Origin of the sequence: Asaia sp. HumB, assembly GCF_030263835.1 — a bacterium.
Taxonomy (GTDB): domain Bacteria; phylum Pseudomonadota; class Alphaproteobacteria; order Acetobacterales; family Acetobacteraceae; genus Asaia; species Asaia bogorensis.
In genome coordinates, this window is the sequence record NZ_JARPML010000002.1 from 2,181,594 (window position 1) to 2,197,013 (window position 15,420).

Below are 15,420 nucleotides of genomic sequence, written 5' to 3' on the forward strand. Positions count from 1 at the left end.
CCATGAGCAATAAGGATATTGTTCCCGAAGACGGGAACCAGGAAATCACTGAAGTCCAGCAGCACGTCCCGCGGGCGGCTGATGATCCGTTCTCTCCCCAGGGGCTGCCTCTGGCGCTGCTGGAGTTTCACTCCCCGAGTGCGGCTCTTGTCAATTTGCCGCCTACAGCGTCAGCACGCTACATCATATGGCTCGTCGGGGCATTGTTCCTCTCGGGGTTAGTGGCTGCTGCGGTATTTCCGCTTAATAAAGTTGTCAGCACGCCCGGTAAGCTGATTGCGGTCAGCAATAATCTGGTGATTCAGCCTATGGAGATCTCCATCATCCGATCGATTGATGTCGAGCTGGGTGAGTATGTGAAGAAGGGTCAGGTGCTCGCGCATCTTGACCCTACGATCACCAAGGCAGATATCGTCAACCTCAAGGCGCAGCGTGATTCTTATCATGCCACCATCTCACGGCTTCATGCCGAGGCTGATGGTACAACCTATGTTCCTGACCTGAATGATAGCTACGCTGCGCGTGAGGCGGCATCCTATGCGCGGCGCAAGGCCGAATACACTGCTAAGGTTAGTCAGTTTGACCAGGAGATTGCAGCCTTGCAGAGCCAGATCAATGGCTCTCTTGCCAGCGCGGCCATGCATCAGAGTCGTGGTCGTGTTGCGAATGAAGTGCTGCAGATGCGTCGTCGCCTGCAGGCGGATCAGGTGGGCAGTAAATTGTCGACGCTTGCTGCGCAAAGTGAGCTGATGGAAGCCGAGAGAGCGCAGATTGAGGCGCAACAGGCTGCAGCCTCCACGAAGTCGAAGCTGGCTGCCATTCAGGCAGAACGCGACGGTTACATCCAGAACTGGAAGGCGCAGGTCTACACCCAGATTGCAGAAGTGCAGCATCACCTTGATGAAGCAATCGGCGATTACGACAAAGCCGCCATGCGTAATAGACTGGTACTACTGAAAGCCCCTGACGATGGCGTAGTGTTGAACATTGCGAAGCTATCGGTTGGCTCGGTGATCTCACCTGCTCAGGTTTTGATGTCGATTGTGCCAACTGGAGCTGCGCTTGAAGTTGAGGCGGTTCTCAAAGGAAATGACGCCGGTTTCGTAAAGCTCGGTGACCATGCCTTGCTGAAGTTCTCGACCTTCCCCTATACGCAGTATGGTGGCGCTGAGGGTACGGTTCGTCTGATCAGTGCCGACGCATTCACAGCGGCCGACGCCAAGAGCGCTGCGACCGGACAGGCCCCCTCCGGGGATGCAGATCCTTCCGAGAGTGGGTTCTATCGCGTTCGATTGCGTATCGACCGCTATACACTGCACGGTGTTCCAAGCTTCTTCCATCCTACGCCGGGTATGTCGGTTTCGGCAGATATCCAGGTCGGTAAGCGCACGCTGCTTCAATATATGTTCAGCAGGGTTATCCCCGCCGTGTCGACCGGCTTGCGCGAGCCAAACTAACCGAAGACGATTTCTCCAGAGGAGAGCAGGGTGGCTTTAAAATCACGTCTCGCATCAATGGTCTCGCGTGATGCGCGACTCAATTATGCGATCACCCAGATCGAGTCTGGCGAAAACGCCGTTCAGGGTTTTGCTCTGCTCGGCCCGCTCGCGACGCAGGGGAGCGTCGAGGCACAGTATCGCATTGGCAAGGCGTATCTGGAGGGCTGGGGAACCCCCCCCAGTCTTGAGGATGGCACGAAATGGATGCGCAAGGCTGCCCAAGACGGTCATGTGCAGGCCCGGCTCATGCTGGGCACACTCTATCTCATGGGCTTTCCCGAAGGTTTTGACGAAAACCGCCCGGCAATCCTGATCGACAACCGTGAACGCAAACGGATTCCTGACTTTCATCAGGCGGCGCATTGGAGCCGTCTGGCAGCCAATGAGGGCCAGCCCGATGCTCAGGCGCTACTTGGCTATATACTGACAAACGGCCCCGAAGATCTGCGCGATCCTGCACAGGCGCGGGAGTGGTATGAAAAAGCTGCGGCTGCGGGTTCGGCCCAGGGGCATCTTGGTCTGGGTATGGCTCTTCATACCAACCCGACCGCAGACAATGATCTGGCACGAGGCACCGCCGAGCTCAAACTCGCCGCTCAGGCAGGGCTTGCGACGGCTTTTTATTTCCTTGCCTGGATCAACGAGCAAGGCATCGGGCAGGAGGCTGACTTCACCGCAGCCGCCGGCTATTTCGAAAAGGCTGCTGAACGCGGTGTCGCTCAGGCACAAACGCGCTATGCGCTCTATCTTCTGCAAGGCAAGGGCGTTCGACGCAGGCTGGACCGGGCGGAGACCTGGCTTCGCCGCGCTGCGATGGGGGGGGACGCCGAAGCTGCGGCGCTTTTGGGCGATCTGCATATTCGGGGTGAGGAAATGGCCCCGAATTATCTGGAGGCAGCAACCTGGTACCAGATTGCTGCCGAACTGGGTCATGGGGCTGCTGCACGAGGGCTGGGGCTGCTCTATCTGACTGGCACAGGGGTGCAGCGGGACCCGGATGAAGCTGCAAAGTGGTTTCGTGTCTCTGCCGAGTGCGGCGACCGGGTGGCCGATGCCGATCTTGGCAATCTTGCACTGACCGGTGTTGGTTCCGAGCAGGACCGTGACGCCATGCGCAAACGCTTCCTTCAGGCGGCCGAGAAGGGCGACCTCGTGGGCGCGTTCAATCTCGGCGTATGCTACGCCGAGGGGGTCGGGATCGACCGCGATGACACTCAGGCTGCATACTGGATGCAGCGTGCAGCCGATGGCGTTGTGAATGCGCAATACTGGCTGGGGCGCATGTATCTGGAGGGGCGGGGTGTCCCGCATGACATGGATCTCGCCTTGCGATGGCTTGATCGGGCTGCGCAGGCGCGCATGTCTGAAGCCATGACTCTGCTCGCGCAGATCCTGGTTTCGGGTCGGGCGCCTGAGGGGAAAGATCATCAGCGCGCGCTTGCTCTGTATCGACAGGCTGCCGAGCAGGGATATGTCGATGCCATGTTCTCTGCCGGTGCCATGCTGGGTGGCGGCCACGATGTCGCGGTTGACCGCCGCGAGGCGCAGCGCTGGTTCAGGTGCGCGGCCGAACGTGGCCATGCGCTTGGTCAACTGATGTTGGGCCGTTATCTGAAGCGGGGTCTTGCTGGTGAGGTCAATCCGGTAGAGGCCCGTATATGGCTTGAGCGTGCCCAGGCTCAGGGCGTGAATGATGCTGCGGTAGAACTTGCGAAGCTCGAACGCCGTCTGGGTAGACATGGCTGAAGGGCGCAAGCCCTCAACCCGCCGGCCACCTCCGGTCCAGTCGGGCTATGGCCATGTGGTGACAGCCAAAGACCGGGCCGACTGGCAAAGGTGGCACGACGCCCGGGCGCAGGATGCTTATCGCCGCGGCACGGATGCTTCGAATAACGGCGACGCACAGGCGGCTCTTTATTGGCTCGGGCGCGCAGCCCGCATGGCGCATCATGATCCTAATGTGATCTTTGCCTATGGCATGGCGCTGCTTTCGGCCTCTCGGTGGGAAGAGGCGGTCACGCGTTTCGCGTGGATCGCCAAGCGCTTTGTCATGCGCAAGGCGCTGGTGGGCCAGGCCATCGCCTTGTCTCATCTCGGCCGCATGGATGAAGCCGTCGGTATCTTCGGCCGTATGTTGGCGCATTATGCCCCCGCCGATGAGGTGCTGCCCTGGACGCGGCATTTTGCTGCCCGGTCGGGCTGCCCTGGCTGGTGCGCGACGAGCAATGAGGGGGTCATGCGCGGCGAAGCGCAGGGGCCGGTTACGATCAGCCTCGATGGTGAGATCGTTGCCACTGATGTCGCGCTTCCCTTTGTTCTGCCCGAGAGGTGGATGAAGGCGTCGTTGTTGAGCGCGGAGTGCGGCGGCAAGCTGCTTTATGGCGCTCCGATCGATTTGACGGCCATACGCCATATGCAGGGTTTTGTGTCAGTGCGTCGCCATGCGCTGGACGGTTGGATCTGGTATCCGGCAGATCCCGATTTCACGCCCCATGTCATCGTCGAGGCCGGCGACAGCCATTTCGATCTCACGGCGTCGCAGCTCGAGCAGGCGACATTGCTTGAAAAACCGCTCGCACGGCCACGCCATTTCGCACTTGCGCTCGACACCTTGCCTAAGGGGGTGGTTCACCTGCGCGATCGTTACGGTCAATCCCTGACGGGTAGTCCGCTCGCGCCTGCGGTGATGGCGCTTCTCGATCATGCTGGTACGACGCTAGCCTTTCAGGCGCCTGAGGATGAAGTCGTCGTTGCCAACCGGCCGCGCCATCCTCCAATGGGACGCCGTGTGCCGGGATGCCTCGCGGTCATACCCGCCTATCGCGATCATGATCTGACCCGACGCTGTATAGAGGCTGTGCTGACCGACAAGAGCGACGATCTGGAATGCCTGGTCGTCGATGATTGCTCTCCTGAGCCAGCTTTGCGCAGCATGCTCGCAGAATTTGCTGCAAAGGGCGCGATAACACTTATCATTCAGGAAGAGAATCGTGGCTTCACGGCCAGCGCCAATGCCGGGCTGGCCTGCGCACAAGGGCGCGACGTGATCCTGCTCAATAGTGACGCCCTGCTGCCCAAGGGGGGAGCTGCCCGTCTGCGGGCATGGCTTGATCGCGCAGATCGTGTTGGCACGGTTACCCCTTTCTCCAACGATGCGAGCATCCTGTCCTATCCCTGTGTAGCGCGGCCGAACCCTGTGCCGGATCGGCGTACAGCCCTGTCGCTGGACAAGGTGTTTGCCTCTCTTCCAAAAACTGCGCTTATCGATCTGCCGACCGGTAACGGATTCTGCATGGCAATACGCGGGGATTGTCTCGAGGAAACCGGGCTGCTGAATGTCGATATCTTCGCGCAGGGCTACGGTGAGGAGAATGATTTCTGTTGCCGTGCTTCAGCCCTCGGGTGGCGTCATGTGGCAGCAACGGATCTTTTTGTCAGGCATGTGGGCTCGGTCTCGTTCGGTCGGACACGCAGCCTGCTTCTGGAACGCAATCTGCGCATGCTCAACATGCTGCATCCTGGTTATGATGAGCAGGTCGCTGTGTTCATCGCTGAAGACCCCCTGCGTCTGATACGACGCAATGCCGGGCTTGTGCGGATGATCGCAAGGCGCAAATCGGCGACGTCCTGTCTGATCATGGTAACGCATGATTCCGGCGGAGGGGTTGAGCGGGTGATCAGTCACCGGCGTCAGCAGGCAGAGGCGAGGAAGGAGCAGGTTCTGATCCTGCGTCCCCACGAACGGGGGTGTCGCATTGAGGATTGCGGCGGGGATACGGTCAATCTCGTTTTTGATTTACCGCAGGAATGGCTGGATTTCGTCTCGATCCTGCGCCGCATGAAGGCTGATCGTATCGAATGGCACCATCTGCTCGGTCACGCGCCGGTCATGCATGATCTTGCGGGTGCGCTGGGCATGAAATGGGATGTCGTCCTGCACGATTATATCTGGTTCTGCCCGCGTATCTGCCTGGTTGGTCCGAATGACCATTATTGTGGAGAGCCTGCTCTGGCCGGATGCGAAGCGTGCGTAGCGCAGCAGGGCTCGCTGATTGACGAGCGCCTCTCAGTGGCGGAACTCGTGGCGCAATCCGAGCAGAGTCTGCGGCAGGCCAACAAGGTTGTGGCCGGATCGCTCGATCTGCAGAGACGCTTCAGGCGGCATTTTGCCGGGCTGGACGTTACGCTCGAACCACTGGAGGCCGGTAAATATCCGCCTTTAAAGCCCGCTCGCGCGCTGGATGGCGGGAGGCGGCGTATCTGCGTGCCTGGCGCGATCGGCCGGGAGAAGGGCTATGATATTGTGCTGCAACTGGCCGAGGATGCGGCAAAGCGTAATCTGCCTCTCGATTATATTATCGCGGGTTATACCATCGACGATGACCGTCTCATGGCAACGGGTCATGTCCAGATATCCGGTGAGTATCGCGAAGACGAGGCTGTCAGCGTTATCGAGTCGTTTGACTGCGATCTGGGCCTCATTCCCTCCATATGGCCGGAAACCTGGTGTTTCGCGCTCTCCAATCTTTGGAATGCCCGGCTACGCGCCGTAAGTTTCGACCTTGGCGCGCAATCGGAGCGAATACAGCGTGAGGGCAGGGGGTCTGTGGTGCCGCTCGGTATGCCTGTGTCCCTATTGAGTAATGTGTTGCTACACTTTTCACATCAAATGATATAGCTTTTACTGAGTAGTATGTAGTGCTATACATCCGATTATTCCTTTGGAGAGTTCTGTAGCCACATTGTGCAAAATTCCCAAATGCACACCTAAATCAAAGATGGGTCGATATAGATGTCTAATTCCGCGAGTTCTTCAGGGACGGAGCAGGTTGTTCAGCTCAAGGTTCACGCTTCTCTGATGACCTTTGACGCCGGTCTTTTTTGTGTGTTCCTGCCGCCGGAATACGCGGTCCAGAGCGTTAATGGCTATCCCGCGGTGACCGTCACGCAGGCGCCGAACATGCCCAACGGCATTGTGACGATCAAAACCTTCGAAGATGATGGTGTGATCAGCAGCAGCCACGGCGCAGGTGCCGGTGCGGCGCTTGTTCGTGTCGCGCGTGGTCCTGCTCAGGTTATGGTGACGACATACCAGGCGCCTGACAGCTCGCTGCCTGCCCCTGGCATCCAGGTGGCGCGTCTCTCGGGCGATCCGGCGGCCGCCGCGCCCGCTGCCCAGCCTGCACCTGCTGCTGCGAGCACCCCTGATTTCAAGCCTGAGCTTGCCGCCCATGTGCAGCGTCGTGGCGACGTACTGGCCCAGATCGGGGATTGGATGGGTGAGCCGGGCAGCCAGAACTGGATTGAGGGTTTCGGCATTGCGCCGCAATCTCTCGTTGCACCTGAAGATATCGAGTATCAGGCTGTTCTTGGTAAGGGTTGGCTCTCCCCCTGGGCCGAGGCCGGTCAATATTGCGGATCGCGTGGCATGGCCCTGCCGATTCTGGGTCTATGCGTACGTCTCAAGAACGGTGCCGAGGAAAAATTCGATATCGCGATCAGCGCGACCTTCACGGATGGCACGCGCATCGGGCCGGTCGCGGGTGGCGTAACGCTGGAAGCCGAGTCTCTTGCACCGCTCGAGGCATTCCATCTTGAAATCCTGCCCCGTAACGGTGCGGTGGCCCCTGCTGCCAAGGAAGAGCGAGCCGCCAAACCTGCTAAAAAGCCCGCCTCGCGTCGCAAGACGAGCGACGCCTGAGTTTGGGCCAGCCCCGGTACCGGTCGGTATCGGGGCTGTTTTTTTGCTGTGATTTCCTGTCACTCTCAGATCTGACGAATGGCTGAAACGGCGTCCCGCATCGATGCGCGCGAATGCTGCCCTGCTGTTCCCTGTGTCCCTGCCAGCCAGAAGGCTCTGTCGTCTTGCGTTTCCTGTTCGTGCACCAGAATTTCCCGGGTCAGTTTCTTCATCTGGTCAGGCATCTTCATGAGCGGGGAGGCCACGAGATCGTTTTCATCTCCGAGGCCAATGAAGGATATCTGCCGGGGGTCAGGCGCGTTCTCTATCGTCAGGAACGTGTGGTATCGCCTCATACCCATCCTTCGCTACGCGAACTTGAGATGGGGCTGAGCCGAGCGGAAGCCGTTGCAAGGGCAGCGCAGACACTCAAGGGTCTTGGATACACCCCTGATATCATTATCGGGCATCATGGCTGGGGCGAACTGCTCAACCTGGTCGATGTTTATCCCTCGACGCCCATTCTCGGCTATTTCGAGTTCTTCTATCATACTGACAAGAATGACGTTGATTTTGATCCGGAATTTCCACCCCGGCCCGATCTGGCGCCCAATGTCCGGGTCAAGAACGCCATCAATCTCCTTGCCCTGAACCTGAACCAGCATGGTCAGACCCCCACGCTGTTTCAGAAAGGAACGTATCCCGACTGGGCGCATAGCCGCATCAACCTGTTGCGCGAAGGGGTCAATCTCGATCTCTGTGCGCCAGATCAAGCGGTGTTCAAAAGCGATGTCGTTATCGGCGACCAGGTGATCCGCCCCGGGGACAAGTTTGTGACTTTTGTGGCGCGCAACCTTGAGCCCTATCGCGGGATCCATAGCTTCATGCGGGCTCTGCCGCGTATTCTCGATGAACGCCCCGACACACGGATCGTCCTGATCGGTGGCGACGGGACAAGCTATGGTGCGCCGCCTCCTTCAGATGCGGGAAGCTGGCGCGATATCTTCCTGAAGGAAGTGGCGGGACGCATCGACACCGATCGGGTGCATTTTCTGGGCAAGGTCGATTACGACACGTTCAGGCTTACGCTGCGACGCTCTGATGCGCATGTCTATCTGACCTATCCCTTCGTCGCCTCATGGTCCTTGCGTGAGGCCATGGCAACGGGGTGCGCCATCGTGGGAAGCCAGACGGCTCCGGTGGAAGAGTTCATTACGGATAGACGGACAGGGCTGCTGACCCCGTTTCTCGAACCCGATCGCATTGCGGAGTCTATCCTCGAAATTCTTGAGGACCGAAAGCTGGCGGCCCGCTTGCGCCGGGCAGCCCGTCGACATGCGGAAGCCGAGCTGTCGCTTCAGGGCTATCTCGAAAACTACGACGCCCTTATCGCCTCCATCGTGGGATGAAAAGGCAATAAGGGCGTGTATAGCGCAGGTTGATCGAGGCCCCTGCGAGGCAGGGGCGTGTGAGGATCAGAAGATTTCGATGTGCGACTTGAAGCCGAGTGTTGCTGCATCCTTCAGGCCCTGCTGGGCACCCGGACGGATGAAGTACTGGAAATCAGGAGCGAAGGTGATGCCGCGCCAGACGCGGATCTGATACATCGCTTCGATGACCATCCCGTTGGTCTGCGGGAAGAACGAGCCGTTAAGCAGGGTCTGATAACCCAGGCTCTGCTGGATTTCCTGAGCGGTTTTGACCTTCTTGGAGACCTGGATGTAGCTGAAGTTCACACCCCAGGCGTCCAGCGGACGGGACTTCCAGAAACCACGATCGAGCACGCCGATCGAGTATTGACGTTCACGCGTCTGGGTTACAGGCGAGTTGTTGTAGAACACGCCGAGCAGGGTGATGCCGGCATCGGGACCATTGCCCTTGTGACGCATGATCATCTGATCGGCCAGAGCATAGGCAGACCACGAGTTGTTGTGAACCTTGCGGGCCTGGCCCGTCACAGCCCAGTAATTGTCGTTGATATCGTACAATACGTCCGGGTGGGGTGCCGTATCGACAATACCACCAAGCTTGTAGTGACCAGGCAGCTTGTCCTTGCCGAAGATCGGCTCCCAGCCGAACTCGACCGGTGCGGCCTCGCCGTTGATATCCGCGCCGTTCCACTTGAAGCCCGTGCGCATCTGCTGCACGCCGTAGATGCCCATCGTGTTGAAGTAAACGCCGGCCTGCAGATAGGTGTACTGCGACGGACGAACACGGACACGCGCTGCCCAGTTCGAATCCGGGTAGGATGAATGGCTGGTATTGTCAGAAGAGGCCTTCGGGTTACCGCAGAAGGCATTATTCATGAAGTTGCAGTACAGCGGGTTCGACGAGAAGTCGGTCAGCAGCGGAATACGACCGGCGGCAATGTCGAGGTGACCATTGAACAGCGTTTCTTCACCGTAGATATAGACAAGGTGAACGACCACGTTGCCGCCACCACCATAGATTTCCTGGCTGGGGTTCAGGTTGTCACCAAACATGCGGCTGGCAGGAATACCGTAACGTCCGACGAACACGGCGTGGGTCGAGAAGCCGCGAATACCGGCAAGCTTTTCCCAGTCGATATCGTTTTCAAAGCCATACTGACCGGCATTGCTGCTGCCCTGTCTCAGGCCCAGGCCTTTGGTCGGGCTCGTGATGGCACCCGCGAATTCGTTGGTCGTATCCAGAAGGATCGCGACGCCATGCTGGCGCAGCCAGGTGTTCCATCCCCATGGATCATCGAAAATGGCTTCCGGATGGGGCAGGGGCGGGACGGATGAATTCTGGAAATTGACTGTGCCGATCGGGCTCGAGACACGCACCGAAGGTGCAAGGCCTGTGCCGTTGGGCGCACCCCCAGCCAGAGGCGACTGCGCCTGGGCCGACGGCATGGCAGCAAGGGTAGCGAGAGCTGTGGTGACGACACCCAGCGCCTTAGGGGAGATACGGGGAAGAGACATGAGGGCAATCCGCCAGTCGGATGAAAAACGCGAGGTTCCGTGACTTTCCGGGATGAGGTATTTCATTCCTTATCCCAACATGACCCTTTTATTACATCTAATTTAGATTTGGCAATGGGGCAGAAAGCCGGATTAGGCTCACAGCGCTGTGATATAAAAAACCGGAAAGACGCTGTGTCTTTCCGGTCACTGTCTATTGCAGCGTGGTGGTGTTACTTGACGGCTTCAAGAGCAGCGATAATCGCTTTCTTGGCCTCTTCTGGTCCTGCCCAGCCCGAGACTTTGACCCACTTGTTAGGCTCGAGGTCCTTATAACGCTCGAAGAAGTGACCGATTGCCTTCAGAGTGATTTCAGGCAGATCGTCAATCGTTTTTACATCGGTATACTGCGTGTGGATCTTGTCGTGAGGCACGCAGATGATCTTTTCATCCTGTCCGCTCTCATCTTCCATCTTCAGCATGCCAATGGGGCGCGCACGAATGACCGCACCCGGAACGATCGGCCCCGGTGCCAGAACCAGCGCATCGGCCGGGTCGCCATCAGCAGCCAGCGTATTCGGAATGAAACCATACGCGGCCGGATAGTACATCGGGGTGAAAAGGAAGCGATCGACGAAAACGGCGCCGCTTTCCTTGTCCACTTCATATTTGACCGAAGAGCCCTGCGGGATCTCGATCACGACATTGATGTCATCGGGAACGGATTTGCCGGGGGAGATCTTGCTGACGTCCATCACTACATGTCCTGGTGGGGGTGAATTGATCGCCTTATCTTAACCGCTCGTTTCCTCCCTGCACAGACGCCGTAACGTTATGTACCGTCCATGTTGTTCTATTGGTCACGGTTATGGGCAGATGTGATGTGGATCATGCTCTTTGCCCGTGATTTACCGATCAACATGGCCCAGATCACGCTCCGGGGCGATCACGTCGCGAACGCGCTGCTTGATGTCCTTGGGGCCGGGGAAACCCCCGTCGCGCTTGCGCTCCCAGATCAGATGATCACCCGCCATGATACTGAAGTGCCCCCCGGTATCGGGAATGAGGGCGACTTCTGCCAACTCAGTGCCGAAGGTCTGCAGCAATTCCTGGGCGATCCAGGCGGAGCGCAACATCCAGTTGCATTGGGTGCAGTAGCGTATCGCAATACGCATCCCGGCCGAGGGGAGCGGCATGGGGCTTTGTGCTGTCGTATTGTCTGGCATCGTTATTGTCCCTGTCATGACCGTCCGATCAGGTCGTCTTCTGATGTGTGGGCAGATTTAGGGATGGGTCAGGGTGGAAACCAGTCATATCTTGGTGCTCGTGCGATACCCTTGTCCTGAAGCACGACGATCGTGCGAGGTTGAGGAGATGCCTGTGATGCGGCGGGAGAGCTCTCGCAGGCAATGACAGACAAAATGACGAACAGACCTATTTCTTTGTCATGTCGTCTTGCAAATGGGGCCGAATTGCGCGATTTCCTGCACAACCTGTGCGCCTGTAGCTCAATTGGTTAGAGCAGGCCGCTCATAACGGCTTGGTTGCGGGTTCGAGTCCTGCCGGGCGCAGGGGTTTTTACGCTCCTATGCGGAGCGCACTCGAGCCGCGTTCTCGTCCTATTCCGTCCGACCATTCCATCAGGAGATCCGTCATGGCCGCCTATCAGTATGTCTATGTCATGAAGGACCTGACGAAGGCCTATCCCGGGGGCCGTGAGGTCTTCAAGGGTATCACCCTGTCCTTCCTTCCCGGCGTCAAGATCGGTGTGCTCGGTGTCAACGGCGCCGGTAAATCGACGCTGCTCAAGATCATGGCCGGTATCGAAAAGGAATATGGCGGTGAGGCCTGGGGCGCTGAAGGCGCGCGCATCGGTTATCTGGAGCAGGAGCCCAAGCTCGACGAGTCTCTGACCGTCGGTGAGAACGTGGCACTCGGCTTCGGTGACCTGAAGCACGCGGTGGATCGCTTCAACGAGATCTCGATGGCTTTTGCCGAGCCGATGACCGACGATGAAATGACTGCCCTTCTGGCCGAACAGGCAGAGTTGCAGGAAAAGATCGACGCTGGCGACGGCTGGGAGCTGGACCGCAAGCTCGAGATCGCTCTTGAAGCCCTGCGCTGCCCACCTGCTGATAGCCCTGTCACCATGCTTTCCGGTGGTGAGCGCCGTCGCGTGGCGCTGTGCCGCCTGCTGCTCGAAAAGCCCGACCTGCTGCTGCTTGACGAACCGACCAACCATCTCGATGCCGAGAGCGTGGCCTGGCTCGAAAAGACCCTGCGCGATTATCAGGGCACCGTCATGGTCATCACCCATGACCGCTACTTCCTCGACAATGTCACGAACTGGATTCTCGAAATCGAGCGCGGTCGTGGTTATCCGTTCGAAGGCAATTACTCCTCCTGGCTGACCCAGAAACGCAAGCGTCTTGCCCAGGAAGAGAAGGAAGAGAGCTCGCGCCAGCGCGCCCTTGCCGCCGAGCAGGAATGGATCAGCGCCTCGCCCAAGGCCCGTCAGGCCAAGAGCAAGGCCCGTATCACCAAGTACGAGGAAATGCTGGCCGCCAGTCAGGAGCGTGCCGGTGGCACGGCCGATATCGTCATCACCCCCGGCCCCCGTCTGGGTGGCACGGTCATCGAGGCCGAGAACCTTTCCAAGGGCTTTGGCGATCGCCTGCTGATCGACGGCTTGAACTTCAAGCTGCCGCCGGGCGGTATCGTGGGTGTGATCGGGCCGAACGGCGCGGGTAAATCCACGCTGTTCAAGATGATCACGGGTCAGGACCAGCCGGATGGCGGTGCACTCAAGATCGGTGACACGGTCAAGCTTGGCTATGTCGATCAGTCACGCGACTCGCTCGATGACAGCAAGACGGTGTGGGAAGAAATCTCGGGCGGTACGGATGTCATCCAGCTGGGCAAGCGCACGGTACCGTCGCGTGCCTATGTCGGAGCCTTCAACTTCAAGGGCTCCGATCAGCAAAAGCGCGTCGGCGTGCTGTCGGGTGGTGAGCGCAACCGCGTGCATCTGGCCAAGATGCTCAAGAAGGACAGCAATGTCATTCTGCTCGACGAACCGACCAACGATCTCGATGTCGACACGCTGCGTGCACTCGAAGACGCTCTTGCCGAATTCGCCGGTTGCGCCGTGGTCATCTCGCATGATCGCTGGTTTCTCGACCGTCTGGCCACGCATATCCTCGCCTTCGAGGGTGATAGCCATGTCGAATGGTTCGAGGGTAACTTTCAGGATTATGAAGAAGACAAGCGTCGTCGCCTTGGCCCGGATTCGACCGAACCGAGCCGTATCAAGTATCGCCCCATCGCACGCTAAGGGATGAAGATGTCGGAGCGGTTCATCTCTGACATCTCTCTTGCCGATGTCATGACCGGGTACGCATCGTGACGCTTGGCCGTCAGATACGGACCCAGCGGCTCGTGCTGCAGCCCGTAAGCTGGCACGATATGCAGGACATGATTCGCCTCAAGACCAATGGCGCCTCATTCGGGCGTATGCTGGGTGGTGTCCGCTCGCTCCGGCAGGTTGAGGACGAAATGGCCGATGACCTCGCTTTCTGGGCAAAGCGCGGCATCGGTATTTTTACCATTCGCGAAAATAATCGCTTCGTGGGTATCACGGGGTTGCATGAGCGTCCGGACGGGCGCGGCCTGGGCCTGCGCTTCGCCCTGGTACCCGAGGCCGCCGGACGTGGTATCGCGCGCGAGGCAGCGGGCGCTGCGCTGCGCTTTGCGCTGGATGCCGGCGTCGAACGCTTGGTGGGCGTCACCCGCGAGGACAATATGCCTTCCCGCATCGTGCTGGGCAGCATTGGTATGCACCATATGGAAAGCTTCGAGCGCGATGGCTATCTGATGCTCGTTTATGAAATCAGGCAGGACAAGCGAGCTGCTCTGGCCTAAAGGCGTCCCGTACGCAGTGCCTTGGCCCAGTCTGGCCGGTCATTTCTTTCCGCAGTTTGTGCCGCCTGCTCCCAGTCACAGGCAACTATATGGAAGCTGGCAGCCCAGTTGCCGTTTGCGTCGTCGAGCAGCGCGTAACGCGCGTGCGGAGAGGCATTGCTGATCTGCTGGGGGAACGGTTCGTTATTCTCATAGCCAGGCAGGCCCACGCTACCGGGATTGAGTACCAGTCTCCCTTTTCCGAAGGCCACCTCGCGCTGGATATGGATATGATCGCACAGGATGAGGCGAGCGTCCGTGTCCTCGGCGCGGGCGACGATTTCTGCCTGAGTAGCGGGACGCAGGCTCCTAGCCGAGACAGTTTCAAGGAAATAGGCGGTGTCGCAGGTGGGGGGGCATGATCGAGAAGAATATCGCTTTCCAGCCGAAGCGTTGCCGGAAGCCTTGTCATCCCGTCGCAATGATGGGGGCGAGGGCCCGGCAGGTAAAGCAGTCGGACGCCCCCATCTCATGAAATGATTGCGTGAGAAGCCGCCGCTCGTGATGGCCAGCTATGGCAGTCAGGGCGAGGGAGATCGGTCTTTAGGTTGTTTCGAAGGGCAGGAGCGGTCCAGGGAAATGATCGCCCAGAATGAGCAGCTGGTCGGTGCTCTGCGAGACGCAGTCAGTCAGGACAGCATCAAGTGCCGTGTATGTCCGCGAGGACGGCTATTTTCATGAAGCAGGTCTTTTCGTCGGGAGCGTCACAATTCCCGACGAAAAGGTTGTGTTGTCAGTGACGATGCGAGAGCTGACGCTCCAGCGCGCTGATCAGTGTAGCGACATTGCCGCCATTGCGGGCGAGATAGGAGCTGTAATCCTGACGCTGGGTCAGACGCAGGCTCGTTCCCTCACCGATCATGTCGACAATCTTCATGCCGCCATCATGGGCGATCAGAAGGCCCATATCGGCAACCGGCTGACCGGGGCGCATGATCTGGGCGCTGACGAGTTCACCGTTAGGGGTATTGGTCTCGCCGGTCACCTTGAAGCTTACGCCGCGATAGTCACCGATCTTGTCCGTAACGGCATTGACCAGAACCTGATGGAACAGCTTCAGATACTGGGCCTGCTGATCGGGGGTGGCCGTGCGCCAGTAACGTCCCAGGCAGAACTTGCCGATGGTGGCGATGTCCACATTGCTTTGCAGCAGGGGCAGAACTTCGGCCTTCTTCTCAGCCAGGCCCTTGTCGCTGTTGATGATCCCGACGAGCTTGCTACCGAAAGCCGTCACGAAGCCCTGTGCATCTTCAGCATGGGCCGGGGTGGACAGGGCTGCGACGGAAACGAGCGCTGTGGTCAGAGCGCCAAGAGCTGCGCGACGAGAGAAAGAGATGCAGGTTTTGAACATGTCGGG

The 15,420-nt window shown here is 58.8% G+C and carries 12 protein-coding genes and 1 tRNA gene; 8 read left to right on the top strand and 5 right to left on the bottom strand.

The window, feature by feature from the left end:
- The first annotated feature begins 2 nt into the window (after positions 1–2).
- The 5 genes from P5689_RS10895 to P5689_RS10915 all read left to right on the top strand — a co-directional run bounded on the left by P5689_RS10895 (position 3) and on the right by P5689_RS10915 (position 8,588).
- Entirely contained in the window at positions 3–1,457 is a 1,455-nt protein-coding gene (locus P5689_RS10895; protein ID WP_023979110.1) for an HlyD family type I secretion periplasmic adaptor subunit, read from the top strand.
- A 30-nt stretch (positions 1,458–1,487) separates the two neighbouring features.
- Positions 1,488–3,245: a tetratricopeptide repeat protein gene (locus tag P5689_RS10900; RefSeq protein WP_023979109.1), complete on the top strand. Its 1,758-nt coding sequence runs from the start codon at positions 1,488–1,490 to the stop codon at positions 3,243–3,245.
- Positions 3,238–6,177, top strand: coding sequence for a glycosyltransferase (locus P5689_RS10905; protein WP_285533169.1), 2,940 nt, complete (start codon positions 3,238–3,240; stop codon positions 6,175–6,177). Before P5689_RS10900 ends, P5689_RS10905 begins: the two co-directional genes overlap by 8 nt.
- Before the next feature lie 114 nt (positions 6,178–6,291).
- Positions 6,292–7,200, top strand: coding sequence for a hypothetical protein (locus P5689_RS10910; protein ID WP_285533170.1), 909 nt, complete (start codon positions 6,292–6,294; stop codon positions 7,198–7,200).
- Between the two features lie 164 nt (positions 7,201–7,364).
- A complete protein-coding gene (locus P5689_RS10915) occupies positions 7,365–8,588 on the top strand; it encodes a glycosyltransferase (RefSeq protein ID WP_031241028.1) in 1,224 nt (407 codons plus the stop codon).
- Between the two features lie 66 nt (positions 8,589–8,654).
- On the opposite strand, the gene P5689_RS10920 is transcribed toward P5689_RS10915, so the two are convergent.
- The 3 genes from P5689_RS10920 to P5689_RS10930 all read right to left on the bottom strand — a co-directional run bounded on the left by P5689_RS10920 (position 8,655) and on the right by P5689_RS10930 (position 11,329).
- Complete coding sequence (locus P5689_RS10920; protein ID WP_081866847.1) at positions 8,655–10,124, bottom strand: carbohydrate porin; 1,470 nt, start codon at positions 10,122–10,124, stop codon at positions 8,655–8,657.
- A 212-nt stretch (positions 10,125–10,336) separates the two neighbouring features.
- A complete protein-coding gene (ppa, locus tag P5689_RS10925) occupies positions 10,337–10,858 on the bottom strand; it encodes an inorganic diphosphatase (RefSeq protein ID WP_023979105.1) in 522 nt (173 codons plus the stop codon).
- Positions 10,859–11,011: 153 nt separating this feature from the next.
- Positions 11,012–11,329, bottom strand: a complete 318-nt coding sequence (locus P5689_RS10930; protein WP_235075476.1) for a SelT/SelW/SelH family protein — start codon at positions 11,327–11,329, stop codon at positions 11,012–11,014.
- A gap of 271 nt (positions 11,330–11,600) precedes the next feature.
- On the opposite strand from P5689_RS10930, the gene P5689_RS10935 reads away from it, so the two are divergent.
- From P5689_RS10935 to P5689_RS10945, 3 genes are all read left to right on the top strand, one after another.
- Positions 11,601–11,674 (top strand) — tRNA-Ile (locus P5689_RS10935).
- Positions 11,675–11,757: 83 nt separating this feature from the next.
- Positions 11,758–13,437, top strand: coding sequence for an energy-dependent translational throttle protein EttA (gene ettA, locus P5689_RS10940; protein ID WP_023979103.1), 1,680 nt, complete (start codon positions 11,758–11,760; stop codon positions 13,435–13,437).
- A gap of 68 nt (positions 13,438–13,505) precedes the next feature.
- Positions 13,506–14,024, top strand: coding sequence for a GNAT family N-acetyltransferase (locus P5689_RS10945; protein ID WP_285533171.1), 519 nt, complete (start codon positions 13,506–13,508; stop codon positions 14,022–14,024).
- Here P5689_RS10945 and P5689_RS10950 read toward each other — a convergent pair.
- Both P5689_RS10950 and P5689_RS10955 read right to left on the bottom strand, forming a co-directional pair.
- Positions 14,021–14,536, bottom strand: a complete 516-nt coding sequence (locus tag P5689_RS10950) for a hypothetical protein (protein WP_285533172.1) — start codon at positions 14,534–14,536, stop codon at positions 14,021–14,023. The genes P5689_RS10945 and P5689_RS10950 overlap by 4 nt on opposite strands.
- A gap of 260 nt (positions 14,537–14,796) precedes the next feature.
- Positions 14,797–15,414, bottom strand: a complete 618-nt coding sequence (locus tag P5689_RS10955) for a phospholipid-binding protein MlaC (RefSeq protein ID WP_166929650.1) — start codon at positions 15,412–15,414, stop codon at positions 14,797–14,799.
- Positions 15,415–15,420 lie beyond the last annotated feature (6 nt).

Coding starts and splice junctions, on each gene's coding strand:
- P5689_RS10905 (WP_285533169.1), top strand. CDS start 3,238: ATGGCTGAAGGGCGCAAGCCCTCAACCCGCCGGCCACCTCCGGTCCAG.
- ettA (WP_023979103.1), top strand. CDS start 11,758: ATGGCCGCCTATCAGTATGTCTATGTCATGAAGGACCTGACGAAGGCC.
- P5689_RS10955 (WP_166929650.1), bottom strand. CDS start 15,414: ATGTTCAAAACCTGCATCTCTTTCTCTCGTCGCGCAGCTCTTGGCGCT.
- P5689_RS10895 (WP_023979110.1), top strand. CDS start 3: ATGAGCAATAAGGATATTGTTCCCGAAGACGGGAACCAGGAAATCACT.
- P5689_RS10950 (WP_285533172.1), bottom strand. CDS start 14,536: ATGAGATGGGGGCGTCCGACTGCTTTACCTGCCGGGCCCTCGCCCCCA.
- P5689_RS10910 (WP_285533170.1), top strand. CDS start 6,292: ATGTCTAATTCCGCGAGTTCTTCAGGGACGGAGCAGGTTGTTCAGCTC.
- P5689_RS10930 (WP_235075476.1), bottom strand. CDS start 11,329: ATGCCAGACAATACGACAGCACAAAGCCCCATGCCGCTCCCCTCGGCC.
- P5689_RS10920 (WP_081866847.1), bottom strand. CDS start 10,124: ATGTCTCTTCCCCGTATCTCCCCTAAGGCGCTGGGTGTCGTCACCACA.
- ppa (WP_023979105.1), bottom strand. CDS start 10,858: ATGGACGTCAGCAAGATCTCCCCCGGCAAATCCGTTCCCGATGACATC.